This window comes from uncultured Ruegeria sp. (assembly GCF_947504215.1).
GTDB lineage: Bacteria > Pseudomonadota > Alphaproteobacteria > Rhodobacterales > Rhodobacteraceae > Ruegeria.
In genome coordinates this window covers 244,894-269,781 of record NZ_CANNGO010000004.1, presented here as the reverse complement: position 1 = coordinate 269,781, position 24,888 = coordinate 244,894, and the positions used below count along the sequence as shown (strand labels likewise).

Genomic DNA, 24,888 nt, shown 5'->3' with positions numbered 1-24,888 from the left:
GTCACTTTAGTTCGGCCAGCGCCTTGTCGATCCGGGTCAGCATCGGTGTCTGACCCGCTGTTTCCACGACGACGCGGGCTTTGGTCAGGTGTTCGATGGCCGGCAATCTCTTTTTGTTTGCCTTGTAGAGCAATCCCATAATCATATCGCAGCGGGCAACATAATGCCCCTGGTCGTCAAATTGCGGATTGCGCCGTACCTCATCAATCATCGCGATCAGTTCTTTTTTGCCGAACAACATGACACGCATGATGGATCTGAAGTTCCTAAGGAGAACGCCAGGTGAGCCGCCGCCTTCACCTGTAAGAATTGCTAAGTACATCTCACACAGGAAAAGGCGAGCCCAATCGGCAGCAACCTTAGTCCCTTCATCAGTGCGTTTCTGGATGGCGTTTTCAATCTGACGCAGGCCGTCAGCGACTTGACCATTCAGGGCATAGGCAACACCCAACATCGTTGCGGGGCCCACAGTGAACAGGCTCCAACCTTTTGCATCGCAACTGCGAATGTGGCGTTGCACAGCTTCAATTGCGTCCGGTTTCTCAAGTGGCACCATGGCGCCAATTCTGGCAGCTTCGGCAATTGCCAGTTCGAATTCGACCTGCGACGCCGCGCGTGCCTCCTCTGCCATGGCCAGTGCCAGTTCATAGTCATCCGTGACCATGGCAATCAAGGCTTTCATTGCGGTCCCGTAACCCAAGGATCGCGGATCGTTTTTGGCTTTGCCCAGCTCGATCATCCGGTCCGAGGTCGCATGCGCACGTGCAACACGTCCGCGGGTCAGCTCGTTCCAGCCGACGGTCGCAAGGAAGAAGTTCTGAATATAGGCGTCGTCTATTCTTTGAAGCTCGCGTTCAATGATGCGTTTTTTGGCATCAAAAAGCTCGTTTTCAATGGGTGAGAAATAGATCGAAACCGACAGCTCGTTCACCATCGCATATGCTCGGGAAGCCGGATCGCCCAGACGTTCGGCCATGCCCGTCAGTTCCTGCTGGATAAAGTGCGCCTCGCGGTATTTGCCGTTGCAGACTAGGCAGGACACGTAGTGGTGCAGGAACAATGCGTGATGCGGTGTATCTCCGACTTGCGCAAGGATCGGTCGAACTGTTTCGGCGAGATCGATGATCGATTTCACGCGCAGGGAAATATTCGCACACAGCGCGAAACTGGCCAGAAACTCGGTAAACTGTTCTTTCGACGCGCAGCTTGGGTCATTTTGGAACAAGTTGAGCGCTGACACAAAGTACCTGTTCGCTTCGTCCAGCGAATAGACACCCAAGCTCTTGTCACCGGCCATGGCGCTGTATCGAAACGCCTGATCCGTTCGATCTGTTTGCCCGTAGTGATAGGCCAGAGTTTCCGCTGTTTCGTGAAGACGATTTGCGTTGCGCGATGCCAGCGCATCGGCGATCGCCAGATGCAATTCGGACCGGCGTGAAGACACAAGGCTTTGATACACGGAATCCCGCAACAACACGTGTTTGAAAACGTAGTCTGATGAATTCGCCTCGCGGTAAATCACATCCTCGGACTGTAACCGCTGCAGGGTTGTCCCGGTTTCCTCGGTGTTCTCGACCAGTTGAGACAACAATCCGGGATCAAATCTGCGCCCGATAACGGCGGCAGCTTGCAACAGGTCATGGTCTTCTGGTTGCAGGCGTTCCATTCTGGCGGTCAGCAGGCTGCGCATACTGTCTGGCAGACCGGTTTCCATCAATTGTGTGTCTAGAACAGCCTCATTGTTTTCAACCTGCAATGCGCCCTGATCCAGCAAGAAACTCAGGATTTCTTCGCCAAACAGGGGGTTTCCCCCAGCGCGTTCGGTCAGCTGCAGGGCCAAACCGTCCGGCAACGTGTCGACACCCAGCCGCGCCCGCGCTAGCTGGGCAAAGTCCTCAACGCCCAGCGGCTTCAATTCGACGGTTGTGACACCGGGCCAGCCCACCCAATCTGGCGTGTACTCGGGGCGTCGGGTCTGAATGATGAGCAGGTTTGACAGCGTCTCAACTTCGATCAGATTGCGCAGCACCTCTTCTGATGCGCTGTCGATCCAGTGACTGTCTTCGAACAGCAGGATGACTTTTTGCTTGGCACATCTGGCCTTGAGCAGAACCGGCAGCAGTTCTCGCGTGCGCAAGCCGATTAGAACGCCGTCAAGCCCATCCAGCACCCCTGGCGGCGGAGTAAGCCCAAAGAGATTGAGCACCAAGGCCTGGTTCTCGTGAGAGTAAACGCCCCAGGTTTTCAGGCCGGATTCAACCTTTTGCGCAACTCTGATGGGGTCGTCGCGATCCCGGATCTTAAATGTGTTTCGAAGGATTTCGAGGATGGGAAGATACGGAGTTTGCTGACCATCGGCAAAACAATATCCGGTCAAGATCAGCGCGTCTTCGCGTCGTAGTTGCTGCAGAAACTCAAAAACAAGGCGCGTTTTCCCCAACCCTGGTTCCGCGACCAGATCTATGACAGAAAGGGCGCGGCGTGCCCGGGCCAGCGCATGAGACATGCCATTTAGCTCGGGCTCTCGCCCCACATAACCGCTCAGACCTTTCGCGACAGATGCGTCAAACCGTGTCGCATCCTGATGGATAGATTGCAGCTGCCAGAGCTTTTGGGGCTTGGTCAGGCCCTTGACCTGATGCTCGCCAAAAAAACTCAGATCTGTCACCCATTCGACCAAACTGCGCGTTGTGTCGCAAATCAGGGGATGGCCCGGAGTTGCAAGGTTTTCGATCCTGGAGGCAAGATTGACTGTGCTACCGACGGCCGTGGCCGGGCTGCCATCTCCTTGGACCGCAGCCATAAGCACATTGCCTGAACTGATGCCCACGCGCATTACGGGTCGGACGCCAAAGCGGGCCTCAATATCATCAGCGGCGGCTGCAAATGAGGCGTTGATCGACACTGCCGCACGGCAGGCACGTAAAGCGGGGTCTTCCAATGCATCAGGAATACCGAACAGCGCCATGATGCTGTCTCCGGCAAAGTCACGGACCGTGCCGCCATGTTCTTCGACCGCGCCGACAAGTTTCTCGTAGGTGAGACGAACAAATTCCAGAGACTGCTCTTCGCCCAGTTCAGCTATGATTGCCGTGTACCCGACCATATCGGCAAACAGCACAGAGACCTGGCGCTTTTGCCCCAAGTCTGCAGTTGCCTTAGCTGATATCCCCGAAATGTCCCCCATATCGGCCAATGGTTTACAACACTGCGCCGTTCCTCGCTAGCGCTAGCTGTCATATTGACGCAAAGGTTAAGTCAAATGCCATCTATTTTGTCACGCATTTTGGTGCCACACCCAAAATGCGCGGCCGAAAACGGGTCAGGCTGTATACTCAAGTTTCAAACCGGGGCGTTGCCATCTGGTTTTATAGATTTTTCCAGTGCTCGAGGCGGTGATCCACAGGTCGCGCATATCATCGCCGCCAAAACACAAGTTTGTCGTGAACAGATCCGGGATCGCGACATGTTCGGTTGTGCCATCTGGGCTAAAGACTGTGATGCCGCCGTTGAAGATCGTTCCGACGCAGACGCGACCGCATTCTTCGACCTTGAGACTGTCCAGCCATTGATATCCGGGCAGTGTTTGCACCACATTTCCGGGCATGCCGTGGATCGGACCCGGCTCTACCTGACCGGGACCAGTGATCTTCATGGCCCAGAGCCTGCCGTAGACAGTGTCTGAGACATAGACAGTCTTGCCATCAGGTGACAGCCCGACACCGTTCGGCATTGGTATCGTTGCCGCTTTGATCAGGGTCTTTCCGTCGATTGTTGCGTAGTACAGCCCGCCATATCGCGTCGATTCCTCATCCTCGATCCCTGTATCGGTGAACCAGAACCCACCGGCGCTGTCGAAAACAATATCATCCGGAGCGATCAGGCGCTTGCCTTCATACGAGTCGAACAGTTGCTTGACCTCTCCTGTGCCAAGATCAACCCTATGCACAGAACCGCCCTTATAGTTCGGGCGTATCGGCGCTGGGACGGTGATCTGATCAGGGCCAAAAGGTACAAAGCTGTAAACGCCACCATTGTTGCAGACATAGGCGGCGCCATCCGGTCCGATGGCGACCCCATTTGGGCCACCCGGAATTTCGGCAATGACGCTGACCTTCCCGTCTGTTCCCAGGCGCGCAAGCGTTTCTTCTTTGATGTCCACGAACAAAACTGATCCGTCGTTCATGGCCACCGGGCCTTCGGGGAATCCTAAACCGCTACACAGCTCAACCAATTCCAATGTCATATCATCTCTCCCATGGCCGTTGAATGTCAGGTAGCCTGTCCGGCTACGATTATGAAAACACGTCACCTTCCAACCCAAAGGGCTAAAAGGTCAAGTTTGGTTTTGATTTGGTAAGCGCAAATATACGAAAACCCACGGCAGGATCACCTGCCGTGGGTTTGTATTTCAAAAGAAGCTACTTAAAAACGTCCGCAAGATCGGAAACGCTGACGCCTTCCTTGATCTCTTTTAGGCGAGCAAAGATCAGCGCAATCGCGACACTCGTCCAACCATAAGCAATCGCGTTGAGCGCGGCTTCGAAGAACAACCAAGGACCAGGCGTTGGTGACAAGGCACCCTGAACGGGATTTCCGCCCACCAATGCAAGCAGAAATCCAAGAACAAAAGACACCAGCATGACGCACAGGAAAACGAGAACCAGTGTTCCGGCAATAGGCCACCTGTAGTCTTTGGTCAGACTTGCGCTGCGCCGCAATGCGCCAAATCCGGCGCCCTCAATCACAATAGCGGGGACGACAACCGAAAAAACAGCGTACAACCAAAGCCCGGGAATGATAACAAAGAGCGTTCCCCCCAAAATAATGAAAGCCGTGACGATCGAAAGGATGGCGATTGCAGGCAAGTTGCTGAGCGCGGCCGAAAAGTACTGTCCGATGCGCGCCGATCGTGCCAGCTTCGTGTCGTAAGCCAACTGGATGACCATTGCCGTCGTCACGGCGGCAGCGACCAACGAGATCAATCCGACCGCGATTATTGTCACAGCGAATCCGCCCCAGTCAAAACTGCTGCCTGGTACGGTCTCGAATGACGTATCCAGCGAATAGGTATTCAGTATGACATCGATAAGTGCCGGGATGAATCCCAACAAAATGACGATATGGATTTTTTTGAAGAAGATCGAAAACGTATCGCTGACAACAGTGCCGACGCCAAATGGAACATGCGTTCCGGGGTTAACAGTATCTGTCATTTTAACACCCTAAACTAACAATTGCTTTTCTGAGACCGATAAAGCCGCCTTGGAGGTATCACCTGCAAGCAGAAAAAGTACGGCCGACTTCTTCCTTAGGTAAAATTGCAACATGGCGTCTTATTCCTGATCAGGCGATGCAGCGTGATGTTTATCCTGACGTTTGTCTCCGAACAGTTGGCGTTGTTCCAGGAACGCGCGCTGGGCCTTGTAGAAAGCTTCGAGAAAGGCTTGTTGATCCTCGGGGCGGACCGGCTCGGCGTAGTCGATCTTGCGTCGCACCTGCACGACGATTGCGGCCAACGTTTCTTTGTGGCGCTTGTAGGCGTCTGGTCCCTTGGCGCGATTTGAACTGCGCAGGACTCCTTCCAAAGTTTGCAGCTCGAACGCGCCGTAATGCTCCAACTGATGCGTGAGGAATTGAAACGAAGGTTGTGCAACTGATGGCGGGCGCATGGTCTTGGACATGTCCGGCAGCAGAAACGGTTTCGGCAGGTGAATCACATAGGTTCCCGCAATAATGTCGCCCAGACGCTGCCGACGCCGGTTGAACAACGGCACGGCCAGAACGCCCAGCACCCAGATCAGAGACAGGATCGAAGGCACAAGTGCTTCGGTACTCAGGGTCAGCACCAGGGTGCCGGGCAGAAAGATCTCGGCCTCTTTCATCAGATTGCGCACGACCAAAGACTGAGTGGTCAGGGTTTGGCCATCGGCAGAAACGACTTTGATCTTCATCAGCCGCTTTCCCACTGTCTGGCCGTTCCAAAGCAATTCTGACGCCGCGTAGTAGGGGATGCGGATGAAGAAAAACAACATGCTTGCGACGGCGATCGCTGTTGTTGGCGTGGCAAGATTCAATGCCAAAACGAGAAGAAAGATGGCAACGGCGCCTGCGCCTGTGATCAGCAAATCCGTGAACTGGGCTGCAAGCCGAACGCCGATGCCGCCGATCCGGAAATACAGGGGCACACCTTCAGGTGGTAAAAGACGATCCAGGGCTGCCTGGCTCATGATCGCTTTCTCCCGCCCAGAACAAACCAAATCGACCACAGCCCACCGATGCCCCAGCCGATGGCAATGCGCGTCGAGCGATCCTGCACAAACTGGCGCCCGAACCCTTCCAGCAGGGCCGCGACCACCAGCATCAAGGCGGCGATCAATGCCAGCTTGACCGCAGTGTGGCCCGCCGCACGCAACGCGGCGCGACGTGTCCGTTGTCCGGGAAAGAGCACAGCAAGTCCAAGCTGCAAACCTCCGGCACTGGCGATGCAAATCGCTGACAGCTCGGTTACGCCGTGTATGGAGAGCCAGCCAAACATATCCCAGCCCAACCCGCGATCAATGTGCAGAGCGTAAAACACCCCCAAGATCAGACCGTTGTAAAAGGTCAGAAATATCGTCGGCGCGCATAAGAATGCGCCCAGGCCAAATACAAAGATCGCAATGCGCGTGTTATGCGAAAACAAATAGGTGGCAAAGGCACCAAGACCTGTGCTTGCGTCTTCACCGTAGATTTGTGCCCGTAAGTATTCGGTGCTTGCATCCGGACCGCGCCCGCCGGACAGTTCAGTCGGCATGAAAACGTAGAACCATTCGGGGTTGTCAAAGTAGAAAAAATACCCGGCGATTGCCCCGGCTGCCATGCAAAGAAAGCCCAACGCGACAACGCGCCAGGATGCGCGCATCGCCTGCGGTCCGCCCGCCGTCAGAAACTTTCGGATGATCCCGCCAAGTCGCTGCTGCGGGGCATAGACACTCAGATAGGCGCGGCTGGTCAGCGCCTCGAGATATTCGAGCAATCCCCGGTCCAGCGAAATCTCACGCGCGATCGAGAGAGAAGTGGTCGCCTGCCGGTATAGATCCGCAAGATCGCGTGCTTCCTGAAAGCTCATGCGATGCAGGCCCTGACTTTCGGCCTTGTCAACCAGATCCGACAGCTTTCGCCAGTCGTCTTCACGTTCCTGACGAAACCGGGCAGAGCGGATCAGATCGGTGTCGGACATCAGATCATTTCTCGCGCTTTGATTTCCAGATAGGTTGAAATCAGCCGGGCGGAGACATTATCCGGTTCCGCGTCAATAACGGTAACCCCGATCTGGTGTAGCCGTTCCAGCACAAGTCGGCGTTCCTGCAGCAGCTGCCCGGTGGACACGGTTTCAGCCACGTCGTTCATGTCCTGAGGTGCTGCGTTAACCTGCGTTTCAAGGATGGGGTCGCGTAGTGTGACGAAAACGATCAGGTGCCGTTTTGCCAGAACGCGGACATTTTCCACCATCAACTCGGCCGATGTGGTGTCGACGAAATCGGAAAATACGATGATCAGGCTGCGTTTGGGGGTGCGTCCGTTCAATTCGGTCATGGCCAGGGTGTGATTGGTCTCGACGCTTTCATAGCTCAGTTCGGCGGTTCGACTGCGCAGGCGGGTAAAGGCTGTGCGTCCGGGTTCGGGAGGAAGAAACAGACGGGGCTTGGCATCGTAGGCATAAAGGCCAACCAGATCTCCGCCGATGGTCGCGGCCCATGCGGTTGCCAGGGCGGCGGTGATGGCATGGTCAATCTTGGGCAGCCCCGCGATTTCCTCACGCATCTGATATCCGTTGTCCAGCGCGATGATCACGTGGTGATTGCGCTCGGCCCGAACCTCTTTTGCGACCAGCGAGCGATGCCGGGCGGACCGCTTCCAATCGATCGAACCGGCATCCATGCCGGGAACAAAATCGCGCAACTGGTGAAACTCTGTACCCTCACCGATGGCGCGGTTTTCCTTTACGCCGAACAATCTGGACTGAACCGTCGTGGAAATCCCGCCCGATTGGATTTGGCGAATGTTGGGAACGACCGTGACTTCAAGACCAAAGGCGATTTTTGGAACAAATTCGAACAACCTAAGCCGCGACGCCCATGTCAGCCACAGATTGGAAAGCCTCCATGTCCCACGCCGTATCGCGCGAAAGCGGATTTGCGAGCGCTGAACGGACAGATCGATATTCTCTGGGCCTTGCAACCCTTCGGGCCAGTCCAGTTGCCCGCGCATACCGGGGGCCATGGGGGTTATGTTTATCTCGATCTGACTGTCTTCCCCGACAAAGACATCCCCCAAAGGCTCAACGGTGACCGACCGGCGGCGCGGCCAGGACAACAAAAGATCGCAAATCGCCAGCAAGCAAAGAACGACCCACGGCAATCCTGCAATGGTGCGCGTTGCATCCCCCATTACGACCGCAAGCAGGCTAAGGCCAAGCGCCACACAGGCCGCAATCAGCAATATGCGTGAGGGGCGGATCAGCGGGGCGCCTCGATCTGGTTGAGGATGTTTTCCAGCACCTGACGCGCCCCGCGCCCCTCGATTTCGGCCGAGGGGCTAAGTACAATACGATGCTGCAGGGCATGGATGATCAGGTTCTTGACGTCATCCGGGATTGCGAAATCGCGCCCGTTGAGGGCGGCGGTGGCGCGCGCTGCACCCGCAATGGCATCCGCAGCACGTGTAGAGGCGCCAAAGGCAATGTCCGCGCTTTCCCGGGTCGCCCGTACTAAGCGCAGGATATAGGCCAGAATATCGTCATCCAAGACGATACCATCAATCAGCTTTCGTGCCTCTGCCATCATTTCTCCGTCCAGCAGGGGGTTCACGGTTTGGGTCGCGCTTAGGAAATCCAACGGCTCGGCCGCGTGCTGGCGCAGGATCGAAAATTCGACGTCTTCCGGTGGGAAGGTCAGGTTCACCTTGAACAGAAACCGGTCAAGTTGGGCCTCAGGCAGTGGGTAAGTGCCTTGCTGCTCGATCGGGTTCTGGGTGGCAACGACGATGAATTCTGCACCCAGCGAGTGATCGGTTCCGTCGATTGTCACCATACGTTCGTTCATCGCTTGCAGCAGCGCTGCCTGCGTTTTTGGCGGCGCCCGGTTGATTTCATCCGCCAGAAGGATCTGGCTGAAGACAGGTCCTTTGGTCAGTACAAATTCGCTGGTCTGAAAGTTGTAGATAGATGTGCCCAGAACATCCCCGGGCATCAGATCCGGCGTGAACTGGATGCGCCCGAATTCGAGGTTCAGCGCGCCGGCAAAGCTGCGGGCGAGCAGGGTTTTGGCGGTGCCCGGCGGACCTTCGAGCAGGACGTGACCACGGGCGAAAAGTGCCGTCAGCAGCAGGTCAACCGCCTCTTGCTGGCCTTGGACAACTTTGCCGATCTCCGCCCTCAGGGCCTCGGCATGGGCAAACAATTCATCAAGCGTCATCGGCAAGTTGCTCCAGTATCAATTCAAATTGGTCTACATATTCTATGGCGTCATAGGCACTGATATGTGGCGGCAATGCCCGGATTGCCTGGATCAGGTCATCCAGACGAGAGGCCAGTTCAGGCCGTCTGGCGTGAACGAATTTCAGATAGGCCTGTTCCGGTGAACCCCTTGTGTTGTGCGTTGTGCCAAACACCTTCGCTGCCCGGGCGCGTAGTCTGGTGTCAATAAAATCGGACAACAAGGCGCCGTCCTGATCGGTCAACCGCATCAGCCGTGCACGCACCCTGTTGGCCGTTCGCTTTCCCGTGCCCAACCCGGATTGAGGATCGGCAATTGGCCCACTGCGAATGCCGCCGCGCCAAATTGCCAGCGCCACAAGGAGACCTGCGCCAAACCACAGAACCACAAAAGGGGGCTCAAACAGGCGTTTCAAGTCCTCCCAGGTGCGCTCACGCTCGATCACCTGCTCGGGTTCCGTCAGCCAGTTCTTGTCGCTGTAGTCGATGATGATCCGATGTTCACGTGCGATCTCAGGCAAAAGCTGCGCAGCGATCCTGGCGTTGTCCCCAAGGACCAGCCCGTGATTGTTCAGTAAATCGGGGTCGGACAGAACGTGTACTTTTTCTCCGGTGCCCGACAGAGGGCAGGCCCCAAGCAGCATAGCTCCCTCACGGCCTAACACAGGTTCGCAGCCACGCCCCTCGAACGTCTGAGCGGCATAGATGCGCGCGACGAGGCTCCGATCTGAAGCAAGCGAAAACTCTGAAAACGGAGTTCGGGCAAAGGACAGCGGTCCGACCTCGGACCCGACGATTTGATGGAGCACTTCTTGGGTATTTGCGCCGCGCACGACCAGAAAGGGGTGCGCAAGTCCGGTCAGCCGCATTCCGCTGCGCCATTTCGGCAGGATCACAAGGCTGGGAACAGACAGTGCCTTTTCACGGATGACATCGACCTGTTGGTCGAACTCATCCGATTGCAGCAACAGCTCATCTTTAGTCTTGGCTGCGCTGCGTTCCGTGTCTGGATGGGCATCATACACCGGCTGGATCAACAACCCGACCGTATTGCGATTCAGTGGCCACCCTCCGGCAAAGCTCTGTGCCGCGTGGTTTTGATCCTTGAGCCAGTATTCCAACCCGTCGAACCCGCTTGCCGAGTCGCGCAAGGCGTATTGCCGTCCCGCCGTGAAATACAGGAAGATTCCAACGCAGAGCGCGACCACCACGCCGACGATAATCCAATCCATTCTGACCCGGCCTGTGGGTTCAAATCCGGTGGCTTCTGTCACGCGCGGACCTCGCGCAGGATCGGTCGAATGCGATCCAGCAGGCTGCGGAAATCGACTTCGCTGATCGAACGGTGGCCGAAATTCACCCGTTCGCTCTCAAGAACAAGCGCGCGCAGGTCTGCAATGTACCAAAGGTTTTGTGGCAGGCTGCGCAGCGCCTCACGATGCGTCCAGCTGCGTTTGAACAACACCTCATTGGCGGTCAGACATTTACCAAGCGCAAGCTGCGCCAGCGCGGCAACTGCGTGATCGCGTTTTTCTATGCGCAGGATCGCCTCCAAATCAGGTGTTTCCTCACTACCCAGCTGTTCGCCGGTGGGCTTGTGCCCGCCTTTGCGCCGCGCGTTTTCCGAGGATGACCCGAAAGCCACAGTGGTTCCACCGGCGCCGAAATAGACAAACAGAACCAGAAAAATCAGAACGATTGCCGAAACACCACCCACCACCCAACGGTTGTCCAATGTCACTGACTGGCGTCGTTCGGTTTCCGGCGTAAACCGTGTGTCCAGTGGTGGGGCAGGGCGCGCGGGATCGAAATAGACGACCTCCGTGTCAATTCCGCGGTAACGGACGGCCTTTAGGTACTCTTGCCCAGATCCACTGATATCGACCCCCGAAAGCGCAGCTTCCTGTGCGTTGGCAGGTGACAAGACGCACACGAAACAGGAGACAATCGGGACCCAAAGAAACTTCATCGTCGTATCGATAGTCCACTCTCGTTTTGCACGCAACAACCTCAGTTTGGGTTACTCAGTGATTGTCTGAAGCCCACTGTGCAGCTCTTTTCACGGACATCTTTTCAACTACTTGTGGCGACTTTTTGACGGCTGACTGATCGAACCACTGCCATGCCTGAACGTGCCTAGCTGATTCTGTGACCTAAAACTCAGCCGCTGGTCTCAAGGTTAAATTAAATTTAACAAAATTAGTATGTTAGATGCCATCACAACCTGCAGTCACGTTCTGGTAACGCAACGATGGCACCTGTTCGACGTCGATCAGGAGGACATCATGCCGCGACCCACCGCCCCTACTCAGCCATGGCCTAAGCCGGACGAATTCAATCCCGCGGCAAATAGCAGTCAGCGCCGCGTGGCGCCTTTGCTGAACAATGCCTCGGCGGCCGTGGCCGCGCATAACGGCGAGGCTAATACATTTGCAGGCTCCTGGCCCACGAGTTTCTCGAAGGGCTTGCCCCATGATGCGTACGGTGTCGTTGATGCGCAGGCCTATTCCGAGTTTCTCGAGGAAGTCGCTGATCCGACCTATACGGACAACGCTGGAAACCGGGTGGCTCTATTTGACATGCCAGCTTATTCCGGGCCTTTTCGCACCAAGCCGACCACAGGGTGCGCTGACTTCCGGTGGCGCGCGTGGGAAAGCCCGATTTCGGGCCATCCGTTTGGGTTCACAGGGCCTGACGCTGGTGCATTGGGTATCGCGCCAGCGCCTCGTCTCGGCTCGGATGAACTGGCCGCTGAAATGGCCGAGCTTTATGCGATGGCGTATTTGCGGGACGTCCCTTTTGAGGCGATCCGCGAAGGCGCTCAGGGTGCGGATAAAGTGGTGTCGGCGCTTGGGCAAATGGCTTGGTTCCAGAGTGACGCCAGCCCAAAGGATGCCGACGGTGAACGTCTCAGCAAAGTGTCTGAGGCACGGCGTGTTCGGGATGGTGGCGCTCTGACGACGCAAAGTCTGTTCCGTGGATCAAGCCAGGGTTGTGCCCAAGGGCCGTACGTCTCACAGTTTTTGCTGCAAGGTCAGGAGCGGTTGGCTGACTGTAAAGTGACATCCGCACAGCAGCTATCTGATCAGCCCGATATGTCGCCAGTTCTGCCACGAAGCGGTCTGTCTCCGTTTGGTGCGCTTCGGATCGATCAGCGGATCGATCCACAAACGGCCGGCGTGGACTACATGCGCGACTGGGCGGAATGGTTGGATGTGCAGAACGGTGCAGACACAACAGCCGAGCAAGCTATTGATGCCGAGGGTCTAAAGCTTATCGAAACGCCTCGAGACCTCGCGTGCTATGTTCATTCCGAGACCACCTGCCAGGCCTACCTGAACGCATGTCTGCTTTTGCTCAGCTGGGGTGCAACCGTAGATGAGGGTTTGTCTACCTCGGGAACTGATTGTCGTCGTGATGCCGTGACCTGGGCGGGGCCGCGTACCCTGACACTGCTAGCCGAGACAGCGACCCGGGCCCTGCGGGCCGTCAAAAACCAGACATTCCAGGTGCACAACAGGGCGCGCCCGGAAAAGCTTGGCAGCATCGCAAGTCTTGTGGCGAATGGTCATGGTGCGGCCCTTGGACGATCCCAGCCGCTGGCTAAAGCACATCTGAGCAAGCTTGAGGGTGCAGCTAGTCGGGGGTTCAACTTGATGAACGCCATCGCCAAAGCGCCGTCTGAACCGCGTTTTTCACACAACGTGAATTCGCAAAACGGACTTCCTCCGAACGATCGCAATCTTCTGTTGCCTATTGCTTATCCCGAGGGATCGCCCATGCATCCGTCTTATGGTGCAGCCCACGCAACAGTTGCCGGGGCTTGCGTAACGGTGCTCAAGGCCTTTTTCCGAACGCATAGCTCGGATGGAACCCGTCTGACGTTGGCCGATGCAGGTGCATATGCTGTCTATGTGCCCGAATCTGGCGGCAAGTCGCTTGTGCCGACAAAGCGACCTGAAGATGCCTTAGACAACCTCACACTGAATGGTGAGCTGAACAAGCTGGCCGCCAATATTGCGATCGGGCGCAGTATGGCGGGTGTGCATTACTACAGCGACTATTTCGAAAGCGTTCGCATGGGTGAACGGATTGCAGTCGGTATGCTGGCAGAGCACTTGGCCATGCAAAGCGAAAATTCAAAAGTCTCGATCGAGACTTTTGATGGTGATCGGCTCAGCATCATAGGTAGTGACGAACACGACAGCGAAATCCATGTCCAGAATAGCACGCCCGAATTGTGGTGGACTCGCCATCTGCCCGAGCAGGCAGGGTGGTGATCAATGCCAGAGGTCATCACCTTCTCAAGTAGGTTCGGATGGGTGTCGTGAATTTACCCCGCGCCATTTCCGCGCCGAGGGCTCCTGGGCGCGTTTGGACCACGTCCGCGAACCTGCGGTCGTGCCTTTCTGAAATCAAACGGAATATCGAGATGCCTGTCTTTCAATCTCCAGGCCTAGCTGATCAGGGTGTAAATGAAGCTGCCCTGGCGGCCTGGAATGCGCGGGTCCAGACCCTGTTTAATGATCATGACGTTAGCCCGTTTTTGGTGTTGGACCCGCGCGATATCGAAGACACACAGACTTCTGATGAGTTCAAGTGGTCGGGCAGCCCACGCGAGCCATTGGATTGTTTGGGCGCCGAATTGGCAGAACGCGTATCGGATTTGGGTTGGTCCAGTCGGGTCGAGTTGCACAATGAATACCTCGAATATGCACTGGTTATGCGCCCGGATCTCACCGGCAGAATGCGCCCGAAACGTTTTGTTGCCACCACCGAGCTGATGGAGTGGTGGATGACCATGGCGGTGCATGATCTGGAGCATTTCCTGCATGTCGTCGCTTCGATCACGCGGTGCGCCTATAGCGCGCAAGAGCTGTTTGGCGTAACGGGCGAAGACTGGAAGGCGCTGGACATATCTGCACGTATGGCCTGTTTTCATCGACGGTTGGTTGGTGCCGGGCGCGCTCAGCCGCCTGAGCATCCAATTAATGTTGAAAGTGTTTTGTTTATGTCCTCGGGCACGAACAGTTTGAGCGATCTGACCTCAGTGATGCATTTTGGGTCTTTCCCGTATCTGGTATTGCAAGAGGGTCAAAGTCGTCGGGCAAGACTTGACGAGATATTTACCCACGCAAACAGGCAGGATCTGTTCTGTCGCAGCGCACTGTCAAACGTCGCAAAAGGCGCATATGATTTGGCTTTGGTCGAAGGATCAGTACCCCCAAAAGGCCGGGCGATGGCTTTTGCCGATCCACTGGGAATGTACATCCGATCCTTCCAGTCATCCGATCTTTTGCATGATGAAAAAAATGCCCCCAACGAATGGGTTCGGTTTTCGCGTGGAGTCGAGGGGATGCCAATGCGTCTGGAATTTGGACCATCCGACGACGACCCAAGGTTCCTGGACGAGGTTTATTTGGGTACTGGCGTTACGACGCACCCGGTTTCAGGATACAGTCTTGCAAGCTTGATCGAGGTCGGGCCGCTGGTGAAAACCGCTGCTACGTCGCGCCCGATCACCAAAGTAGAACTGTCCGAGATACCTGCCGCTGAACCGGATGGGATTGTTTGTGGATTGCCTGGAACCCAGCGATGCAGGCAAATCTCAGAATTCGCGGATCAGTGCGAAAACGCGTCTCGTAGAAACGAGAAAGCCTTAAAGCAGCGAAACAACTAGAATGTGCCTAGACCGGTACAGCTTTGACCACCGGCAATGGAACCTCTGGCGCGGTCATATCAAACACAGCAACGGGGCGCCCCAAAGCCTTCGCCGCCGCAGTCAGAGCTTCGCCCAAAGTAGGGTCCGGCGTCGCCCACTCGTTTGGATCAAATTCCGCTTGTGGGGCAATGGGCCGATCTGCGCGCGCGCCGCGGTACAGTTGAAACAGCCGTTTTTGTTCAGCATCCATCCCCTGTTGCGTGACGCCCGTGTGGTCCAGAGTGACCATGTTGCGCCACGACACAACGGCCTCAGACGTGGCACGCCAAATACCGCTTTCCAAATCGGCGGCGAATGCGGTCCCATAAGTGGGTCGGCCGCCATCCGGATCAGCGCAGACCGCGCGAAACAACATGCCAATGCCCGGGACCTCTGCCAGATGGATGTGCAGCTCACGCAGGTAGGTGCCCAGCCATTCAATCAGGTCCTGGGGCAAGGACAAACTGGGCAAAGCGAAGGTGTAGCCCAGCGGATCAAGTGCGTGTTCCAGGCATTCAAGAACTGCGCGCAGGGCCGCCGCTTCGTGCGTCGGACCAGCCGCCGCCCCCTTGGATGTGATCGTCCCATTGGTGCCCGGTGCGCCCAGCGCCAACGACTGAGTTGGCACGGTGTAGGTTTCCCCGTCCGATGCAATCAGGCTTTCGCCAGCGTCAGGCGCGTCGGAACTGAATTGCAACGCATAGCGTTCAATGGCCTCAAATCCTGCCAGCCGCGCCGCGTCCCTGGCGGTGCGTGCTGTGCCGAAAGACACGCGATGCTCCATCGCGCCTTCCGGCGGCAGAGTTCCCGGTCGCAGCTTAATCAGACGGAAAGCCGTATGGATCGGCGCGCCGTCAGGAAATTCGGCAAAGGATGGTTTGGAAATGAGCCTTGCCGTCTCGGCCCGTTCAATCAGCGAGTCAGTCATTTTCATTTCCAGATACCAACACAAGGAGATATACAGATGATTGTGGTTCTAAGGGAAGGGATTTCGAAATGGCTCGATTGACACTCAATCCGGATTTTTCATTAAAAGACATAGGTTGCGAGGTTCTTCGAGCTGCACGCGCCCGGGCGCTGGGTGAGCGCGGCGATGAAGAAAAATCAGAAGAAAAAATCCGAGAAATGATCGTGGAGCGCGAGCAGAAAGAAGTCACTTTTGTTTACGACTCGAAAGACCGTATCAACATCATTATTCCTGATCTGAGCGACAAGGTCACTGAGGATAAGCCGGACTATGAGTCCTGGTGCTGTGACCTCGCATACGAGGCGATGGGGGGCATCGTCGTTTACGGTTGCAGTTCCTGAACACGATGTTTCGACTTGCCTGAGGACCATTTGTGACGGAGGCACAGACAAAGATATTCCTGACTGGTCCGTTTCAGGTCATCTGTGACGATGGTCGGGATGCAACTCCTCGTGGCACCAAGGCCAAGGCGCTTGTTGCCTTAGTATTGCTGTCAAAGAACAAGATCCGCAGTCGGACTTGGTTGCAGGACCGGTTGTGGAGCCAAAGCTCTCCTACACAGGGTGCTGCATCCTTGCGCAAGGAACTCAGCGTTCTGACAAAGCACTTCGGCAAGTTCGACCTGACATTTCTGGATATCGGACGCGAAAATGTCTCGATCGATCTTAACTCGATCGAAGTCGACCTGTTTGACGCACAGCTGAACCCGGATCGGGCGGAGTTGCTGGAAGGGCTCGATGTTGCGGACCCAGAATTCGAAGAGTGGCTTGCCGTCGAACGTCAGGCCTACTGGGACATTGACACCGGAGAAGACGGTCTCGGCCCGATCACCGGTCGAGCTCCATCGCATTGGGGACGTCAGCGACCCGCGGTCGTGGTCGAACCGATGGAGGTGGTTGGCGACACCCCGGACATTGCGGTGGCCGCAGTATCTATACGCGACGAACTGTTGTTTCTGCTGGGCACGCTATCCGACGTGATCGAACTGCGGGATGCCCGCAGGCAAGAGGGGCCGATTGATGGCTATGTCCTGAGCGGCAGCGTTGTTGGCGCCGAAGGTTTGCGGGTTGCCGCGCAGTTGACCTCGACATCTGACCAAGTCTGCTTGTGGACCGAGCGGTTCCGGTTTCGCAAGCAAGACACATTCGACGCGGTTGAAGAGATTGCGATGAAGGTCGTCGAAGCGCTGCACTTGCGTTTGCGTGATGGCTATTGGTCCGAGATTTGGTCGGCCCGCGCCACTTCTACCCAGGCGTGGGCCGCGTTCCAGAAGGGGCGCATCTTGGAAAACCAAGCAACCGAGGCCGGTCTGTTTCAAGCAATCCGGCAGTATCAAACGTGTCTCGAGCAAGACCCGAACTACCTGCCAGCCAGTATTGCAATCGGGTTTTGCAGATTGGACCAGATCCGATTGGGTATGGACAGCGCGCCTGAGGAAACTTTGGCGCTCGTGGATGTAGAATGCATCGGTTTGCGCGCCAAATATCCAACAGACCCATACTGCGCCGCGCTTGAGGCCTTCACGCGCAATGTGGCAGGTAAGACAAATGAGGCGTGTGATCTCATGCGCAACGTGGTGAACCGATTTCACAGCAGTCCTGAGCTTTTGGGGTACTACGGTGTTCTTTTGCTTTATGATGATCAGCTTGAGGCTGGGATTACTGTCTACAGGCAGGCGCTTGCGTTGACACCACACCCCCCCATCTGGATTGAGGCCAACCTTGCGATGGCGTTGGCACTTGCGGGCGACAAGGCGGCCTGGCAGCACGCACATAACGTGCTGCGAATCGATCCTGGACGAGTGCGACCGCGCGTAGTGCTATGTATGTTGTCCGCCCAGGCGGGAAACGAGTCATTGGCGCGCCGACACGCGCGCCGGATTCTTGAATTGCAGCCGGGCTTTACCGCTAAGCGCTGGGCTTGGCCCGGCTGTTTCAAAAACCAAAACCACTACACTGATGTCGTGCAGCTCTTGTCCGCAGCCGGATTGTAATGGATTGGAGTTAGACTTCTGCAAGCACTTTGCGGGCGACGCGGAAACACTCCAAAGCCTGCGGGACGCCGCAATAGATCCCGACGACGTGAATGATGGCGCGGATTTCTTCCGGGGTGACACCGTTGTTGATCGCACCTTTGCAATGAATTTCCCATTCGTGCATCTTGCCCAATGCCCCGATCATGGACAGGTTCATCATCGACCGCGTCTTGGCATCGATCACGTCATCGCCCCAACCAAAGCCCCAACACCAGGCGGTCATCGCCTCTTGAAACGGGCGGGTGAAGTCGTCCGCAGCGATAAGGTTCTTTTCCACATACTCCGCGCCAAGCGTGGATTTACGTTGTTCCAACCCTTTCAGAAAAAGGTCTTCGTCAAAAAGGTCGGGCATTTTAGATCTCCGGGTTTTTGTCTGTCAGGCGAGGCAAATAGATACCGCCGCTTGGGGGTTTATCAAGCGTAAGACGTGGTTCTCGAATGCCTGTCTCAGGGCCTCTGGCGCCTTGATCAAGGGTCGACCGCTTCACGCATCCACTGCTGCAACCGGGCAATCGAGTGTTCCGACATCACCCCGAACGCAGGGTCCAACACCAGCGGGCCGGGGCGATAGCCGCGGGATTTAAGCCCGCGATGGACGCTTTCGACAAGGTGGATATCTTCCTCGACAGTGGTTTCGCGGTCCTGTACCGCCAATTGGCGGATCACGGCGCTCTCCGATCCGCCCTCGGTATACCACCCGCGCCAGACCGTGCAGTGATCGGTATCACCCGCGCGCCAGTGATAGGTGTTCAGCACGTTGCCAGGGTAGCACTGGAACGAGAACATCGGCCAAAGGAACCATGACTGATAATCGCCCGCGTGCGGCACCGCTAGGTCTATGGGGTAAGTCATCTTGTCGAGGCTTTGGCATTCGGTCGTGTGGCGAAGGACGTAGCCGCCGCCGGCGTCGGGCTGGATGTCATAGGTCTCGGGCTTGACGACGCCCTCGGCAAAGGTCTGGTGATTGAGGGGGCAGTGATAGCATTCCGAGTAATTCTCGATACTAACCTTCCAATTGCAGTTCTCGGGGATTTCTACCCATTCCAACGGTTCCAGATCGTCGATATGCGGGACAAAGGCACGGATTTCCTCGCGCACGCCGGGGTACCAATCGTCCATCGGGGCCGCGTCATCATCCAGATTTACGAAGATGAATCCATTGAAGATTTCCGTGCGCACCGAAGTCAGGCAGATGGCACTGCGATCGAAACCGAGGACGGATTTGATGTTGGGTCCTGCACGCAACTGGCCGGACAATTCATATGTCCATGCGTGATAAGGGCAAACAACGACGCGGGTATTGCCCGCGCCTGTGACCATTTCATGTGCTCGGTGCTGACAAACATTGTAAAAGGTGCGGATTTCCTTGTCGCGGCCGCGAATGCAGAACAGGTTTTGCCCGGCGATTTCAAAAGCAAAATAGTCCCCAGTTTCACGCACCTGTGCGACGTGGCCTGCGAATTGCCATGTCCTTGCCAGAAGGCCCTGCGTCTCCTGCGCGAAAATCGCGGGATCAGTGTAGTATCGCGCGTCCAAAGACCGGATCAGGGGGGCATTCATTCCGGCTCCTCTGCATAGAGGCCAAGCTGGTGGCGGCGTTGATGAAACCGTTCGACCCGTTCGACAATCTCGTCGCTGGAGACGGCGATCACAAAGGACAGAAGCGTTTCCAGCAGCGCGATGGTCGAAACGGAGGACGGGAAGAATTGCGGCGTGTCGGCAGCAACGACAAAACCGTGCTGTGCGTTCAGGATGACCGGGCTGGCCGGGCTGTCGGAAATGCCGATGACTGTCATTCCCTGTTGCCGCGCCAGCTTGATCGCGTCGATGACTTCGGTGCGGTAGGGATGGCAGGTGATCGCGATCAGTACGTCTTGCTCATCCGCCCAAGCCAGATCGTCGACTGGGGTCGAGCCGGGTCGAGGTATGGCGTGAAACTGCTTCATACCGGTTGAGGCAAGATAGGTAAAATTGCGAGCATTTGAGTTGTTGACGCCCACCCCCAGCGTGAAAATCTGACGGCAATTCCAGATGTCTTCGGCCGCGGCTTTCAGGCCCTCGGCATCTATCCCGGCAAAGGTGTCTTCGATATTGCGGATCGCGGCGCCGATCATATCGGCGTAAAGCCCGCCCAGTTCGCCTGTCTTGCCGATTGTCTGCAGCCAACGTGCTCGGTCGGGAAAGGACACGATGCCCTGACGAATCGCGTCACGGAAAGGGGCGCGGAAGTCTTCATATCCTTCGAACCCCACCTGCCGTGCCATCCGGACAAAGGTGTTGGGTTTCACTTTGGCCGCTTCTGCAATCTCGCGCACGGTCGAAACCCCTACATCCGTTGGATTTTCCAGCACGTAACGCGCGGCCTTTTGGGCCTCGGGCGTCAGCGCGTTCCATTCCTCGGACAGGCGGTCCAGAACAGCTGATGATACATTTGTGTCATTCATGATTGACGATGGTACATTTGTGGAATTAGCCTGTCGAGTAGAAACACGACTCGGGAAGAGGAAAAATCATGTCCGGGAACGAACTGCCATCAAATGCCCGTGTGGTAATCGTTGGCGGAGGCGTCATGGGGGTCGGTTTGGCCTATCATCTGGCGCATGAAGGATGGGGCAGTGATACCGTGCTCCTGGAAAAGGCCGAGCTGACCAGCGGCAGCACCTGGCACGCGGCCGGGCAGATCACGCATTCGACCTCAAGCTTTGGACTGGGCAAGTGCGTTGACTACAATATTAGGCTGTATTCCGGTGTGTTGGAGGCTGAAACCGGCCAATCCGTCACATGGCACGGCTGCGGCTCCTTCCGTCTGGCCTATACCGAGGATGAGATGGACTGGCTGCGCCATACCCTGTCCGTGGGCCGCGCACTTGGCTTCAATATCGAGCTGGTCGGACCGGAGAAAGTGGCCGAGTTGCACCCGTTCTACAATATCGAGGGCGTGTTGGGTGCGCTCTATACGCCGGATGATGGCCATGTCGATCCAACCAACGTGACCATGGCGATGGCCAATGGCGCCCGTCAAAAGGGTGTGCGCATCTTCCGCAACTGCCGTGCGACTAACATCACACAGACACGGACCGGCGAGTGGGTGGTCGAGACCGAGCAGGGCGCTATCACTTGTGAGCATGTGGTGAACGCTGGCGGTACCTATGCGCGGCAAATGGGCGAGTGGTCAGGCCTTCAACTGCCAATGACCTCGATGACGCACCATTACTTCGTGACCGAGCCGGTTCCGGAGTTTCAGGGGCTGGACAACGAACTGCCGGTGATCCGCGACGACCGCAAAGTTTCGGGTTACATCCGGATGGAACAGAACCGCGGGTTGATCGGGATCTACGAGAAAGAGAATCCGAATTCGGTCTGGCATGATCATTGCCCCTGGGAATACGAGAATTGGCTGTTTGATGCAGACTACGATCGGGTCATGCCGAGGCTTGAAGAAAGCCTGAACCGGATGCCGATCTTTGCTGAGCTTGGCATTCAGCGCGACGTACATGGGGCGATTTCGCACCCACCGGACGGCAACCCGTTGATTGGACCAGCGCCCGGTGTTCGGAACTATTGGTGCTGCTGTGGTACACAGATCGGCATTGGTTGGGGCCCGGGCCTGACCCGTGAACTGGCGCGCTGGATGGTGCATGGCGCGGCCGACATCTCGATGCGCGAGTACGATCCGCGCCGGTTCGGCAGCTACGCGACAAAGGCGTGGCAGGTGACCAAAGCTGAGGAAGATTACTGCCTGCGCCACGAGATTCCCTTTCCGCATTTCAACCGTCTGGCGGGACGTCCGATCAAGCCATCGCCGCTGCATGAGCTGCTAAAATCCAAAGGCGCGGTGCATGAAGAGGTCTACGGCTTCGAACGCCCCCGCTGGTTTGCGCGGGACGGAGTCGAGCAACGCGATCACTATTCCTTCCGCCGTACACCTGTCGACGACTTGGTCGCGGCTGAGGTCAAAGCGGTGCGCGAACGCGTCGGCATCATGGATGTCACCGCCTTCACCAAGGTCGAGGTGGTGGGGCCGGACGCCTATGCCTTGCTGGACCGCCTGACCGCAAACCGGATGCCGCAAAAAATCGGCTCGATCACCCTGACCCATATGCTGAACCGGCGTGGACGGATCGACTTGGAGACGGCCATAATCCGTATGGACAAGGATCGGTTCTATCTGGTCTGCGCCGCCTTCTTTGAACAGCGCCTGCTGGACCATCTGGCGCAGCAGCGCCGGGATGAAGATGTACAGATCACTGCCTTGTCCGCCAAATGGTCCGCTCTCTCCTTGAACGGTCCCCGGTCGCGCGACGTGCTCTCCCGCTGTACCGATGCTGACCTGAGCAATGCAGGATTCCGTTGGCTGTCAGCGCAACAGATCATAATCGCCGGTCACCCCGTCTGGGCCTTCCGAATGTCCTATGCCGGGGAACTGGGGTGGGAGCTGCACATGCCCAATGCCGCCTGCCTCGATGTCTACAATGCGCTTTGGGCAGCGGGTGAGCCGCACGGCATCACCGACTATGGCAGCTTTGCCATGAACGTGATGCGGATGGAGAAGGGCTTCAAAGGCGCGAGCGAACTGACCAACGAAGTCACTTTGGCCGAGGCCGACGTGCTGCGCTTTGCACGTACGGACAAAGACTATCTGGGCAAAGACAAGACTCAGAACACAGACCTGCCTTGGATCTGCGCCTATCTGGAAATCGAACCGGATGGTGAAATCGACGGGCACGGAGGTGAGGCGGTTCTACTGGACAGCCGCGTAGTCGGGTCCACGGCATCGGTTGTCTATGGCCACACGATCGGCAAGATTCTGGCCTTTGCATACATCGAGCCAGACGCCGCGAAGCCAGGGACAAAGCTCACCGTGGTGATCCATGGCCACCCCCGCGCAGCTCGCGTGTTGAGTGAACCCGCCTATGACCCTCAAAGCTTGCTGCCGCGAACGGACGCAATTCTGGAGACAATCTGATGACGCTGCCTCAAACAATGAAGGCCATGGTCCTCACGGGTCATGGTGATATGGACAAATACGAATGGCACGACAGCTGGCCAACGCCGCAAGCAGGGCCGATGGAGGTCGTGATCAAGGTTGGCGCCTGCGGTCTGAACAATACGGATGTGAATACGCGAACGGGCTGGTATTCCAAGGCCGTGGATGAGGCCACGACCGGCGGTGCCTATTCGCAGGTCGATGACGAGGACAGCACTTGGGGCGGCGCGCCACTAACCTTCCCGCGCATCCAGGGTGCGGATGCAGTGGGGACCGTTGTGGCCGTTGGTGAGGGTGCAGACCCCTCGCTGATCGGCAAACGCGTCATGGTGGCCGGGTGGTTGCGCGACTGGGACGATCCGATGAACCGCGACAAGGCCGGGTATTTCGGGTCGGAATGCGACGGCGGCTTTGCAGAATACACCAAGGCTGATGTACGCGGCATTGCGCCAATCGAGAGTGACCTGAGTGACGCAGAATTGGCCACGTTCATCTGTGGCTATGTCACCGCCGAAGGCATGGTGGATCGCGCCAATGTTGGAGCAGGCGATACCGTTCTGATCCCTGGCGCTTCTGGCGGGGTTGGTGGCGCGTTGATCCAACTGTCCAAGCTGCGCGGTGCGCGGGTGATTGCAATGGCGTCCGAAGCGAAACATGAAGATGTCGCCAGGCTTGGGCCCGACCGCCTTCTGCCGCGCAGCCCCGAAAACCTGAAAGCTGCGCTGAACGGCGAGAAGGTGACGGTTGTTGCCGACGTTGTTGGTGGGCCGATGTGGGCCAGTCTAATTGATGTGCTGGAGCGGGGTGGCCGCTATACGTGTTCTGGTGCGATTGCGGGTCCGCTGGTCGAACTTGACCTGCGCACATTCTACCTGCGCGATCTGACCTTTACCGGGTCGACCGTGAACCGGCCGGAAAACTTCACCGATGTCGTGAAATACATAGAGGATGGCAAGATCAAGCCAGCATTGGCCGCAACCTATCCGTTAGCTGATCTGCGTGAGGCCCAGAAGGCCTTTATCGACAAAGCGCATACCGGCAACATTGTGGTGATCCCGTGACACTCGACGACCTCCTTGAAGCGGCCCGGCAGCTGCACCAATCACATCCCGATCTTTCGAAGTTCGGAGCCTGGCCGACCGATCTGACACCATCGGGCCTGCAGCCGACGCCCATCCCCGCGTTGGATTTGGTCAAAAGCTTTGATGAGGCTGGAACAGATTTGACCACGCATATGGTCGACGCGGTTCGCGCAACGGCGCATTTGGTCAACTGGCAGCTTGCCTATTCCGAGGAAGAGGTTGGTGTCGATTTTCTTAACAGGTACGGGTATTTTGAGTTGTTCGGGCCGAGTGGTCATTTTTACTCGACCCAGCTACGCGGATACATCGCCTTTTGGGGTACTGGTCTGGAATACGACTGGCACAGTCATCAGGCCGAGGAGTTGTATCTGAACCTCGCCGGAGATGCCCTGTTCAAAGTCGCAGGGGATGAAGCCCAGGTTGGACCGGGACAGACGCGTCTGCACGGCAGCTGGCAAAGCCATGCGATGGATACCTACGACAAATCGATCCTGACGTTCGTCCTATGGCGGGGCGAGGGTATTGAGGATTTGCCGCAGATGGATGCCGCATGATGTGACCTGACCAACTGACAGTTCGGGCCGTTGAAGTGCTGGCGCCAGATCTGGTGTGCAGATTGGGCGAACAGGACAACCAGA

Annotated in this window: 20 protein-coding genes; 7 read left to right on the top strand and 13 right to left on the bottom strand. The window is 56.8% G+C overall.

Going from position 1 to position 24,888, the window contains the following annotated elements:
* Position 1: 1 nt before the first annotated feature.
* The 9 genes from Q1B21_RS10310 to Q1B21_RS10270 form a co-directional block, all read right to left on the bottom strand.
* Positions 2 to 3,187, bottom strand: coding sequence for an AAA family ATPase (locus Q1B21_RS10310; RefSeq protein WP_299889087.1), 3,186 nt, complete (start codon positions 3,185 to 3,187; stop codon positions 2 to 4).
* Between the two features lie 135 nt (positions 3,188 to 3,322).
* Positions 3,323 to 4,246 carry an SMP-30/gluconolactonase/LRE family protein gene (locus Q1B21_RS10305; RefSeq protein ID WP_299889085.1) on the bottom strand — a complete coding sequence of 308 codons (924 nt, stop codon included), beginning with the start codon at positions 4,244 to 4,246 and terminating at the stop codon, positions 3,323 to 3,325.
* Between the two features lie 175 nt (positions 4,247 to 4,421).
* The gene (locus Q1B21_RS10300) at positions 4,422 to 5,216 is read right to left on the bottom strand and encodes a hypothetical protein (protein ID WP_299889083.1); all 795 of its coding nucleotides are present in this window, start codon (positions 5,214 to 5,216) and stop codon (positions 4,422 to 4,424) included.
* A 120-nt stretch (positions 5,217 to 5,336) separates the two neighbouring features.
* Complete coding sequence (locus Q1B21_RS10295) at positions 5,337 to 6,230, bottom strand: RDD family protein (protein WP_299889081.1); 894 nt, start codon at positions 6,228 to 6,230, stop codon at positions 5,337 to 5,339.
* The gene (locus tag Q1B21_RS10290; RefSeq protein WP_299889078.1) at positions 6,227 to 7,222 is read right to left on the bottom strand and encodes a stage II sporulation protein M; all 996 of its coding nucleotides are present in this window, start codon (positions 7,220 to 7,222) and stop codon (positions 6,227 to 6,229) included. Before Q1B21_RS10290 ends, Q1B21_RS10295 begins: the two co-directional genes overlap by 4 nt.
* Positions 7,222 to 8,433 carry a DUF58 domain-containing protein gene (locus Q1B21_RS10285; RefSeq protein ID WP_299889076.1) on the bottom strand — a complete coding sequence of 404 codons (1,212 nt, stop codon included), beginning with the start codon at positions 8,431 to 8,433 and terminating at the stop codon, positions 7,222 to 7,224. The genes Q1B21_RS10290 and Q1B21_RS10285 overlap by 1 nt, the downstream gene beginning before the upstream one ends.
* A gap of 68 nt (positions 8,434 to 8,501) precedes the next feature.
* Entirely contained in the window at positions 8,502 to 9,458 is a 957-nt protein-coding gene (locus Q1B21_RS10280) for a MoxR family ATPase (protein ID WP_299889074.1), read from the bottom strand.
* Positions 9,448 to 10,752 (bottom strand): hypothetical protein, encoded by a 1,305-nt coding sequence (locus Q1B21_RS10275; RefSeq protein ID WP_299889072.1) that lies wholly within the window; start codon positions 10,750 to 10,752, stop codon positions 9,448 to 9,450. The genes Q1B21_RS10280 and Q1B21_RS10275 overlap by 11 nt, the downstream gene beginning before the upstream one ends.
* Complete coding sequence (locus Q1B21_RS10270) at positions 10,749 to 11,447, bottom strand: hypothetical protein (protein WP_299889070.1); 699 nt, start codon at positions 11,445 to 11,447, stop codon at positions 10,749 to 10,751. The genes Q1B21_RS10275 and Q1B21_RS10270 overlap by 4 nt, the downstream gene beginning before the upstream one ends.
* Positions 11,448 to 11,763: 316 nt before the next feature.
* Here Q1B21_RS10270 and Q1B21_RS10265 point away from each other — a divergent pair, with 316 nt between their 5' ends.
* Positions 11,764 to 13,758: a hypothetical protein gene (locus Q1B21_RS10265; protein WP_299889068.1), complete on the top strand. Its 1,995-nt coding sequence runs from the start codon at positions 11,764 to 11,766 to the stop codon at positions 13,756 to 13,758.
* A gap of 152 nt (positions 13,759 to 13,910) precedes the next feature.
* Positions 13,911 to 15,158, top strand: a complete 1,248-nt coding sequence (locus tag Q1B21_RS10260) for a hypothetical protein (RefSeq protein ID WP_299889067.1) — start codon at positions 13,911 to 13,913, stop codon at positions 15,156 to 15,158.
* A gap of 7 nt (positions 15,159 to 15,165) precedes the next feature.
* Here Q1B21_RS10260 and Q1B21_RS10255 read toward each other — a convergent pair whose 3' ends face one another.
* The gene (locus tag Q1B21_RS10255; protein ID WP_299889065.1) at positions 15,166 to 16,107 is read right to left on the bottom strand and encodes a YcaO-like family protein; all 942 of its coding nucleotides are present in this window, start codon (positions 16,105 to 16,107) and stop codon (positions 15,166 to 15,168) included.
* A gap of 68 nt (positions 16,108 to 16,175) precedes the next feature.
* Between Q1B21_RS10255 and Q1B21_RS10250 the strand changes: the two genes are divergently transcribed.
* Together Q1B21_RS10250 and Q1B21_RS10245 are read left to right on the top strand one after the other, a co-directional pair.
* Positions 16,176 to 16,487, top strand: coding sequence for a hypothetical protein (locus Q1B21_RS10250; protein WP_299889063.1), 312 nt, complete (start codon positions 16,176 to 16,178; stop codon positions 16,485 to 16,487).
* A 32-nt stretch (positions 16,488 to 16,519) separates the two neighbouring features.
* Positions 16,520 to 18,139 carry a hypothetical protein gene (locus Q1B21_RS10245; RefSeq protein WP_299889061.1) on the top strand — a complete coding sequence of 540 codons (1,620 nt, stop codon included), beginning with the start codon at positions 16,520 to 16,522 and terminating at the stop codon, positions 18,137 to 18,139.
* 10 nt (positions 18,140 to 18,149) lie between these two features.
* On the opposite strand, the gene Q1B21_RS10240 is transcribed toward Q1B21_RS10245, so the two are convergent.
* The 3 genes from Q1B21_RS10240 to Q1B21_RS10230 form a co-directional block, all read right to left on the bottom strand.
* On the bottom strand, positions 18,150 to 18,533 hold the full coding sequence (locus Q1B21_RS10240; RefSeq protein ID WP_299889059.1) for a carboxymuconolactone decarboxylase family protein: 384 nt from the start codon (positions 18,531 to 18,533) through the stop codon (positions 18,150 to 18,152).
* Between the two features lie 116 nt (positions 18,534 to 18,649).
* Positions 18,650 to 19,741 carry an aromatic ring-hydroxylating dioxygenase subunit alpha gene (locus Q1B21_RS10235; RefSeq protein ID WP_299889057.1) on the bottom strand — a complete coding sequence of 364 codons (1,092 nt, stop codon included), beginning with the start codon at positions 19,739 to 19,741 and terminating at the stop codon, positions 18,650 to 18,652.
* Positions 19,738 to 20,625, bottom strand: a complete 888-nt coding sequence (locus tag Q1B21_RS10230) for a MurR/RpiR family transcriptional regulator (RefSeq protein WP_299889055.1) — start codon at positions 20,623 to 20,625, stop codon at positions 19,738 to 19,740. Before Q1B21_RS10230 ends, Q1B21_RS10235 begins: the two co-directional genes overlap by 4 nt.
* A 68-nt stretch (positions 20,626 to 20,693) precedes the next feature.
* On the opposite strand from Q1B21_RS10230, the gene Q1B21_RS10225 reads away from it, so the two are divergent.
* Genes Q1B21_RS10225 through Q1B21_RS10215 form a run of 3 tightly spaced genes read left to right on the top strand, consistent with a single transcriptional unit; the run spans position 20,694 to position 24,804 of the window.
* The gene (locus Q1B21_RS10225; protein WP_299889053.1) at positions 20,694 to 23,147 is read left to right on the top strand and encodes an FAD-dependent oxidoreductase; all 2,454 of its coding nucleotides are present in this window, start codon (positions 20,694 to 20,696) and stop codon (positions 23,145 to 23,147) included.
* Positions 23,147 to 24,229, top strand: a complete 1,083-nt coding sequence (locus Q1B21_RS10220; RefSeq protein WP_299889051.1) for an alcohol dehydrogenase family protein — start codon at positions 23,147 to 23,149, stop codon at positions 24,227 to 24,229. The genes Q1B21_RS10225 and Q1B21_RS10220 overlap by 1 nt, the downstream gene beginning before the upstream one ends.
* Positions 24,226 to 24,804 carry a dimethylsulfonioproprionate lyase family protein gene (locus tag Q1B21_RS10215; protein WP_299889049.1) on the top strand — a complete coding sequence of 193 codons (579 nt, stop codon included), beginning with the start codon at positions 24,226 to 24,228 and terminating at the stop codon, positions 24,802 to 24,804. The genes Q1B21_RS10220 and Q1B21_RS10215 overlap by 4 nt, the downstream gene beginning before the upstream one ends.
* Positions 24,805 to 24,888 lie beyond the last annotated feature (84 nt).

Excerpts from the sequence above, each read along its gene's own strand:
- Q1B21_RS10305 (WP_299889085.1), bottom strand. The coding sequence starts at position 4,246 with ATGACATTGGAATTGGTTGAGCTGTGTAGCGGTTTAGGATTCCCCGAA.
- Q1B21_RS10295 (WP_299889081.1), bottom strand. The coding sequence starts at position 6,230 with ATGAGCCAGGCAGCCCTGGATCGTCTTTTACCACCTGAAGGTGTGCCC.
- Q1B21_RS10300 (WP_299889083.1), bottom strand. The coding sequence starts at position 5,216 with ATGACAGATACTGTTAACCCCGGAACGCATGTTCCATTTGGCGTCGGC.
- Q1B21_RS10225 (WP_299889053.1), top strand. The coding sequence starts at position 20,694 with ATGTCCGGGAACGAACTGCCATCAAATGCCCGTGTGGTAATCGTTGGC.
- Q1B21_RS10260 (WP_299889067.1), top strand. The coding sequence starts at position 13,911 with ATGCCTGTCTTTCAATCTCCAGGCCTAGCTGATCAGGGTGTAAATGAA.
- Q1B21_RS10250 (WP_299889063.1), top strand. The coding sequence starts at position 16,176 with ATGGCTCGATTGACACTCAATCCGGATTTTTCATTAAAAGACATAGGT.
- Q1B21_RS10265 (WP_299889068.1), top strand. The coding sequence starts at position 11,764 with ATGCCGCGACCCACCGCCCCTACTCAGCCATGGCCTAAGCCGGACGAA.
- Q1B21_RS10220 (WP_299889051.1), top strand. The coding sequence starts at position 23,147 with ATGACGCTGCCTCAAACAATGAAGGCCATGGTCCTCACGGGTCATGGT.
- Q1B21_RS10270 (WP_299889070.1), bottom strand. The coding sequence starts at position 11,447 with ATGAAGTTTCTTTGGGTCCCGATTGTCTCCTGTTTCGTGTGCGTCTTG.
- Q1B21_RS10255 (WP_299889065.1), bottom strand. The coding sequence starts at position 16,107 with ATGACTGACTCGCTGATTGAACGGGCCGAGACGGCAAGGCTCATTTCC.
- Q1B21_RS10310 (WP_299889087.1), bottom strand. The coding sequence starts at position 3,187 with ATGGGGGACATTTCGGGGATATCAGCTAAGGCAACTGCAGACTTGGGG.
- Q1B21_RS10235 (WP_299889057.1), bottom strand. The coding sequence starts at position 19,741 with ATGAATGCCCCCCTGATCCGGTCTTTGGACGCGCGATACTACACTGAT.
- Q1B21_RS10290 (WP_299889078.1), bottom strand. The coding sequence starts at position 7,222 with ATGTCCGACACCGATCTGATCCGCTCTGCCCGGTTTCGTCAGGAACGT.
- Q1B21_RS10285 (WP_299889076.1), bottom strand. The coding sequence starts at position 8,433 with ATGGGGGATGCAACGCGCACCATTGCAGGATTGCCGTGGGTCGTTCTT.
- Q1B21_RS10230 (WP_299889055.1), bottom strand. The coding sequence starts at position 20,625 with ATGAATGACACAAATGTATCATCAGCTGTTCTGGACCGCCTGTCCGAG.
- Q1B21_RS10280 (WP_299889074.1), bottom strand. The coding sequence starts at position 9,458 with ATGACGCTTGATGAATTGTTTGCCCATGCCGAGGCCCTGAGGGCGGAG.
- Q1B21_RS10240 (WP_299889059.1), bottom strand. The coding sequence starts at position 18,533 with ATGCCCGACCTTTTTGACGAAGACCTTTTTCTGAAAGGGTTGGAACAA.